Below are 7,318 nucleotides of genomic sequence, written 5' to 3' on the forward strand. Positions count from 1 at the left end.
CTATAAAGATTTATCAGGAGCTTAATTTATGATAAAGACAACCCATGTCATGCCACCTTCGGATGAAGTGAATACGTCACGAACCAGCTTGTTATCCGGCGTTGATATGCCGGTATTTGTATTGAGTGGTGGTGGCGTTGGCTTATTTGCCATTCTGGCAATGTACGACATAAATCTCATATCATCTTGGGTTAACACCGCTTTTGCTACTTCCACCAAACTGTTTGGTGCCTACTGGCAGATTTTATTATTGCTTACGTTCTTTATCGGTCTCGCTCTGACTTTTGGCCGTACCGGTAAAGTTGTCCTTGGTGGTTTGAAAACACCCGAGATAAGTCGATTCAAGTGGGTTTCAATCATCATGTGTACACTGCTGGCCGGTGGTGGTGTGTTCTGGGCTGCTGCTGAACCCATGGCCCACTTCATTTCACCACCGCCCCTGTTCGGGGGTGAAACCGGTACTATCGATGCCGCCTACAATGCCCTTGCACAAAGTTTCATGCACTGGGGATTCCTTGCCTGGGCGATTTTGGGTAGTCTGACCGGTATCGTGCTGATGTACCTGCACTACGAGAAAGGGCTGCCCCTGAAGCCACGTACTCTTTTATACCCAGTCTTTGGCGATAGAGTCATGAAAGGCTGGTTAGGTATTATCGTGGACACTAGCTGCGTATTAGGGGTAGTGGCCGGGACTGTCGGCCCTATTGGTTTTCTGGGTTTACAGGTCAGCTTTGGCCTGGAAAAGCTGTTTGGCATTCCTGATACCTACGCAACTCAAGTCACCATCCTTGTCGCTCTTGTAGGCATTTATACGATATCCGCTGTCAGTGGGTTAACCCGTGGCATTCAAATGCTCAGCTCTGCTAACACCATCCTCGCTGTTATCCTGATATTGTTTATCCTGATATTTGGCCCAACTGCCTTTATCTTTGATAGTTATCTGCAATCATTTGGCATTTATCTGGATCAGTTTATTCCCATGGCAACGTTCCGTGCTAATCCAGGCTGGCTGGACTGGTGGACAGTCTTTTTCTGGGGTTGGTTCCTGGGTTATGGCCCGCTGATGGCTATGTTCGTCGCACGAATTTCCCGTGGCCGTACTATTCGGGAAATGGTTTTGATGATATCGATTATCGCACCCATTATTACCACTTTCTGGTTCACCATTGTTGGTGGTAGTGGGCTAGCCTTCGAAATTGCCAACCCGGGCGTCATCTCTGAAGCGTTCACCGGTTTCAACATGCCAGCTGCACTGCTCGCCATCACCGAACAGCTGCCCATGGGTTTTGTTATCTCAGTGCTATTTTTGATTCTGACAACGATCTTTGTGGCAACCACCGGGGACTCCATGACCTACGCCGTTTCCATGGTGATGACCGGAACCGATCATCCACAAACGCCGGTTCGCGTTTTCTGGGGCATTATGATGGGTATCACCGCAGCTCTGCTAATCTCCATCGGCTCCGGCGGTATCTCTGCTCTGCAGTCGTTTATCGTTGTGACTGCTGTTCCTGTCTCACTGGTTCTCTTACCATCCCTGTGGAATGCACCACAAATCGCAAGAAAAATGGCTAACGAACAGGGACTCTAAAACCAATCTTCGGGAGCAAATCTCAATACGATCTGCTCCCCTGCACTAGAAATTATATTTTTCAAGAAAGACCTGACTTTCAAGAAACCAGAAAACCCAAACTCAAACTCAAACCTATAAAGTAAATACCATGAAAAGATCTGTAAAAACTCAACTGTTTGCCTCACAAGCTCCTCTAGAATGGGCTGTGATTGCTAACGGCCAACTGTCTACAGCACAAATTCCAATTAACGCGGAAGGTCATGTTGTTGAAGGTGGTATTGAAGCTCAGGCTCGGCAGACCATGAATAACTTCAAACATACAATCGAATCCGCTGAGTTATCCATGGCGGATGTGACACAGGTTCTGATTTATGTTACTCACCGTGATCAACTTCCGGTATTCAACAAGGTATACGCTGAATACTTTGAAGCACCTTTTCCAAATCGGGCAGTCATGATTGTTGCGGGTTTGGCCCGTGAGGAGATGCTGTGCGAGATTATTGCGTACGCAGCGGTGCCTTGGGCGGCTTAAATCAAGAGTACATTTAGATCATCAAGAGCAGCTGGTTCAAGGGTTTGGTGGGCGCGGACACACGGCATCATCAGGAGAGTATGGCAAGGACTCCAAGAAATAAATGACTTCAATTTTCAATAAGGTGATGCCTGTAAGGCACCACCTCCCGCTTTTTTCATAGTAAGAAAAGCTATAGGATCAATCCCCCAACTAAGCAGCCCCTCTTTTTCAAATTCGGACAGAAGGTATTTTTTGAGCAACTTTAGCTCTTGTCTTAGGGAAGTCGCAGAGGAGAATATACCGGTAAGGGAAGTAGCATAAACATTTACCGACCAACTCCGCTGTCAACCTGTACAGGCGACTGCATGGATGCAGGAGATAGAGTATGCAGGAGCAATTACCGAGATTGTACAGGATCCATTTCAAAGGGATGTGAACGCTCTGGCAACTGGCTAACCCTGCCCGGTGGATTCCGTACAATCCCTGTACGGAATGATAGTGTAGAGAATCAACCGGTACTTTTTGCAATGCCACTTTCCTTACTTCATCGTGAGTTCTGAAGTTTGGCAAATAAATCTGGAGTGTTGTAAAAAAATGCAGATTACACCATGCCCAATCACTTTCAATATTCAGCCCCTTTTAGGTAGGAGCATGCCAAAGTGAAGAAAACCATTAAAGTGGCAGGAGCCATTATTCATAACGAAGCCAATGACATTCTCTGTGCCCTGCGCTCAAATACGATGAGTTTGCCTAATCTCTGGGAGTTTCCCGGCGGGAAGATTGAAGAAGGTGAACAGCCAAAAGAAACACTGCGTCGTGAAATTCAGGAAGAGTTGGGCTGTGATATAGAAGTGTTCGATTTAGTGGAGGATACCAGCTACGACTATGGCAACGTGATCATCAATCTGCGTACCTACCACGCCAGGATTGTCGCGGATAAACCCGTCCCGGCTGAGCATGCTGCGTTGCTCTGGTTGCCGGTAACGAGTTTGCAGAGCCTGGTTTGGGCTCCGGCCGATATTCCAGCGGTTCAGCATATAATGGCAGCACAAACTGAAATCACCGTATCAGCCTGAATCCATTGCCTGGCTACTTTCTTAGAGCCAGGCACAGATTCAGTCTTTATTCGGTCAGATCTTCAAAAATATCTAAAGGTACAGCGTCGTGCAGTTTCCAGACTACGCTCATGGGTTTGTCTCCGGAGCTGCTAACGTAATCCACCGATCCCAAATACATAAACGGCAGGGTGATGTTGTATTGCTTCACCTGTTTTCGCACAAAAAGATGAATGCGGTAGTTTTGCTTTTTGTGGTGCACGAAATGCTGGCCAACACTGGAGCTGTGTGAAGTCTGATTCTGACTCTGCCAATGGAAGGTGCGAGGGTCCATAAAGTAGTCTTTGTAGTGGAGGTGGGCATCGACAGCCTTATCCTTGTTCAGGTTAATAAAAAGAAAGTAGTCATGGTCAACCCGTTTTACCCCTTCGCGCCATGAACCACGCATGGCGGTATCTTCCGACAGAAACTGAATATCATTCCGGGTGTAATTTTGGTAGAGAATAAAGCGCTCTCCGTTACCCAGGAAAGCTGCCGGTTTGAAGTGTCGCCGGAAGAGTTTCAGTCCGTAACTGACACGATCACTGATGTGATTCTTCGCGAATTTGCTAGTTTGTACCAGCTTGATGAATTTCTGGTCTACATGGAACGCTTCCTTTTCCACAGAGCCGAAAGCCCATGGCATATTACGATGAGGTAAAGTCAACGATGCCATGGCTGATAGAATCAAAGGCTTATGCTGGTGGCTGTCGATGGTCTGATTAAAGTAACGGGTTAACTGCTGCTCAATATCCAGCACACTGATTATGGTCCGTTGTTGCTCAACTGCCATCAGCAACAGGATGAATTCATAAGGCCATTTTATCGGGCACATGGCCTCCAGCCTCTCTGCCACCTGTTGCAGGTACGGATTTTCCTGTAGCTCTGCCGGGTTTCCTTCCTGGTCATAACATTTGATTTTGGTGTTATACAGGGAACCAAATTTTGAGAAAAAGAAGTTTGGATTTGGGGCGTTTTCTGCAGTAAAAAAGTCCAGTATTTCCGGCGAGCTGCCCAGATCTTTTTTGAACTGTGCATACAGTTGCTTCAGGTATTCAGTCTTGTCCAGGCGGATGCTGTCGAGTTTTGTCAGAATTTTGTCTTTGGTGATTTCATCCAACTCTACGTAACAGCCAGCAGGCAGGTCAGCAAATTCATGGCTAACCGCCCGTTTGAGGGTATCTTTATCAAAGTCTCTGCGGCCACTTTCACCACTCAGCGCCAAAGGCACCATGTAGGAGTTTTGATGGTTCCCAATGAAATCAAGCACGGTAACGTACTCTTTGCCTTCTGATTTTCTCAATCCACGGCCAAGCTGTTGAATGAAGATCGTTGACGATTCCGTTGGCCTCAGAAATAGCAATAAATTCAACCGGGGTATGTCGACACCTTCATTGAAGATATCCACGGTAAAAATGGCTTCTAACGGGTGATCGGGATCTTGCAAGTTTCTAATTTCGGCCTGGCGTTCCCGGGGATCTGAAAGACCGGTTAATACCGTACTGGTAATCCCTTTGTCATTGAAAGACTGGTTCATAAAAGCAGCATGGTCACGGTTGACACAGAAACCCAGAGTGCAACGCTGCTGCCCATGAAAGCCGTACTTGTTCATTTGTTCGATGATGTAATCAACGCGTTCAATGGTATTGAGACGATTGACCAGTTTGGCTTCAACAAATTGACCGCCGGATTGCCTTTCAATCTGGTCATAATCGACGGTTTCGTCAGCGACACCGAAATAATGGAAGGGGGCCAATAACCCCAGTGCCAGAGCCTCTCTCAAACGGATATCACAGACGATGTTGTAGTGACAGAGTTTTAATACGTCTCGTCCATCCATGCGTTCCGGGGTGGCCGTCATACCCAGCAGGAACTCAGGGGTGAAATGGTTAATCACTCGTTGATAACTATCGGCCTGGGCATGGTGAAACTCGTCCACCACCATATAGTCAAATGTATCCGGGGCAAAATTCCGCAGGTTGTTTTCCCGGGATAGGGTTTGTACGGTACTGAACAGAAAACGTTTGTTGGTATCCTTGCTTTTACCGGTTAATTTTCCGCACAGATCCCGGGACTCAAACACTGCTGAGAATGTTTCGATAGCGCCTTCTAACAGTTCATCCCGATGAGCTAAAAATAACACGCGTTTGGCTTTGAACTGGTGGGCATCAAAGGCTGAAAGAAAGGTTTTCCCTGTTCCGGTGGCGGCAATAGCGACAGCGCGCGTTTCGCCTTTTTGCCGTGTGGTGGTCAGGTTATCCAGTGCTTGCTGCTGCATGCTATTGGGCGCTAGGGTCAGTTCGTCCTCAGTGCTCTTTTGCTGATGACTTTGGTTCAGAAAATCAAAGGTTTTTTTTATTTTGACTTCATCAACCTGTCGGTTTTCTAAATACGCTTCATATTGTTCAATGAATGATTCGGTCAGTGGTACGGCTTGCTCCGATTCCCATAACGTCTGAAAACGACTGATGGCCCGGTCATAGATTTCTGAGGAATTGGAACGTGGTACTTTGACACTCCATTCTTCACCACTGATCAGGGCCGCCTGGGATAGGTTTGATGAGCCGATTAATGCACAGCTGTTACTGTGCTTTTTTCGCTCAAAAAGATAAGCCTTGGTGTGGAAGGATTCTCTGGTGGTCACGTACACTTTTGTCTCGATATGTTCCTGCTCAAGCAGTTTTCTCAGTGCCGACGGTTGGGTGATGTTCATATAAACCGAGGTCAGAATACGGCCACGCTTGTTACGCAAACGAAAGGACTCCAGCGGATTAAGTAGGAGCTGTAGCCCTGAAGCTCGAATAAAACTGACCATAAAGTGGAAGCTGTCGGTGGTTTGCAGTTCAAATTTCAGATTTTTGAAAAAGTTGGTTTTGGCCGTTTTATCATTGGTGATCAGGGAGGGAGACGCTAAAGAGAAGTCTTCACACAGGGGTAGCTGGATGGTTTCATCCCGGGAAAAAAGTATCCTCCTCAGAGGCAAGCTTAATGTTTCCGCGCCTGGTTCTATTGTGTCAGCAATTAATTGTGCCAGCTTAATACTGTCTTCAAACTGGTCTTGATTTGAAAAATGGTTGAGTTTCTCCGATAGCCGACTGCTGATGTACTGGGTGAGCGCTGCCATATAGGCGTTTGCAGGCACCTTAAACGTACGATGGTTTTCTGGATAGGGTTTGCTTTCTGCCTGAAGTTCTTCAGAGATGGACAGGGGAGGGACTCAAAGGTGTTGTTTGCAAAGCAGCATAGTACCAGGAATAAATTTCTATGGTATTCACTTGGACGACTGGAAAAATTTGAACTAGCCTGAAGCCGATAAAAATAAACTGAGCAGGGAGCGTTGAGCAGGAATAATAAGTGTGTTGTTGTATCAGAAAGCTTTTGGGAGTGCGTTCGACCCGGGTATTGTTATTCCGGATTTTTTCGCAGATCAGAGCTATAAAAATGATGTGTGTCCGTGCTTTGTTTACTGCCGTGGCGGAGGGAGAGTGATTGTTTTATGGGTCGATTTTGAAGCGCCTGAAAAAAGGGAATACCTGGAGAGTCAACGATACACGCTTGAACTTCATATTCAGGGGGAATGCCGCCATAGAATTCTGGAGACGGATTCGCCAGAAAAAGTAACCTGTGTGCTTGCTTCCTTGTGAATAATAAAAACCTGTCACCTCGTAAGTGTTAGTCCCATCTTCTCTAATACTTTTATAAATATTCTGACATCAATCGTGAGGCTGATGACCAAAAAGCACTGGCTGAAAATTGCTGATGAGTATGCCAATAGAGTCTACGGAGTCAGCGCAGCAGATATTATTTGTGGTGGTGACGAGCAAGAGTTACTTGCTCACTGGTATGGCGCAACACAGGATTTATGGGAGATTTACCGGTTAATTGATGAGCGAGCAGATAAGGATTTGTCCTGAAATAAAATCCACATTTGGAAAAATAGCCATTATTACCAACCAACTCCGCTGTCATCCTGTACAGGGATTGTACAGGATCCATCCACAGGGAGGTGACTGCCGATAGTTGGCTATCCCTGCCAGATGGATTGTGTACAATCCCTGTACACAATGACAGCGGAGAGTTTAGCCGGAATTACGGTACTCCCGGGCGCCGCAATCTACTGGCAAATGGACATTTTAT

6 protein-coding genes are annotated in these 7,318 nt (G+C 46.6%); 5 read left to right on the top strand and 1 reads right to left on the bottom strand.

What is annotated here, in order from left to right; all coding sequences use genetic code 11:
• Nucleotides 1-28: 28 nt before the first annotated feature.
• The 3 genes from RM811_RS13345 (at nt 29) to RM811_RS13355 (ending at nt 3,163) form a co-directional block, all read left to right on the top strand.
• Complete coding sequence (locus tag RM811_RS13345) at nt 29-1,591, top strand: BCCT family transporter (protein WP_402525068.1); 1,563 nt, start codon at nt 29-31, stop codon at nt 1,589-1,591.
• 130 nt (nt 1,592-1,721) lie between these two features.
• Nucleotides 1,722-2,105 carry a RidA family protein gene (locus RM811_RS13350; RefSeq protein WP_402525070.1) on the top strand — a complete coding sequence of 128 codons (384 nt, stop codon included), beginning with the start codon at nt 1,722-1,724 and terminating at the stop codon, nt 2,103-2,105.
• 641 nt (nt 2,106-2,746) lie between these two features.
• Nucleotides 2,747-3,163 (top strand): (deoxy)nucleoside triphosphate pyrophosphohydrolase, encoded by a 417-nt coding sequence (locus tag RM811_RS13355; protein WP_402525073.1) that lies wholly within the window; start codon nt 2,747-2,749, stop codon nt 3,161-3,163.
• A 46-nt stretch (nt 3,164-3,209) separates the two neighbouring features.
• Here RM811_RS13355 and RM811_RS13360 read toward each other — a convergent pair whose 3' ends face one another.
• Entirely contained in the window at nt 3,210-6,305 is a 3,096-nt protein-coding gene (locus RM811_RS13360) for a DUF3427 domain-containing protein (protein ID WP_402525076.1), read from the bottom strand.
• 232 nt (nt 6,306-6,537) lie between these two features.
• Here RM811_RS13360 and RM811_RS13365 point away from each other — a divergent pair, with 232 nt between their 5' ends.
• Together RM811_RS13365 and RM811_RS13370 are read left to right on the top strand one after the other, a co-directional pair.
• Nucleotides 6,538-6,825, top strand: coding sequence for a hypothetical protein (locus RM811_RS13365; RefSeq protein ID WP_402525079.1), 288 nt, complete (start codon nt 6,538-6,540; stop codon nt 6,823-6,825).
• 75 nt (nt 6,826-6,900) lie between these two features.
• Nucleotides 6,901-7,095 carry a hypothetical protein gene (locus RM811_RS13370; protein WP_402525081.1) on the top strand — a complete coding sequence of 65 codons (195 nt, stop codon included), beginning with the start codon at nt 6,901-6,903 and terminating at the stop codon, nt 7,093-7,095.
• Nucleotides 7,096-7,318: the final 223 nt, after the last annotated feature.

This window comes from Endozoicomonas sp. (assembly GCF_031844845.1).
Lineage (GTDB): Bacteria > Pseudomonadota > Gammaproteobacteria > Pseudomonadales > Endozoicomonadaceae > Endozoicomonas.

Bases quoted from the DNA above. Each gene is read 5' to 3' on its own strand.
- RM811_RS13360 (WP_402525076.1), bottom strand. From the start codon at position 6,305: ATGGCAGCGCTCACCCAGTACATCAGCAGTCGGCTATCGGAGAAACTC.
- RM811_RS13345 (WP_402525068.1), top strand. From the start codon at position 29: ATGATAAAGACAACCCATGTCATGCCACCTTCGGATGAAGTGAATACG.
- RM811_RS13350 (WP_402525070.1), top strand. From the start codon at position 1,722: ATGAAAAGATCTGTAAAAACTCAACTGTTTGCCTCACAAGCTCCTCTA.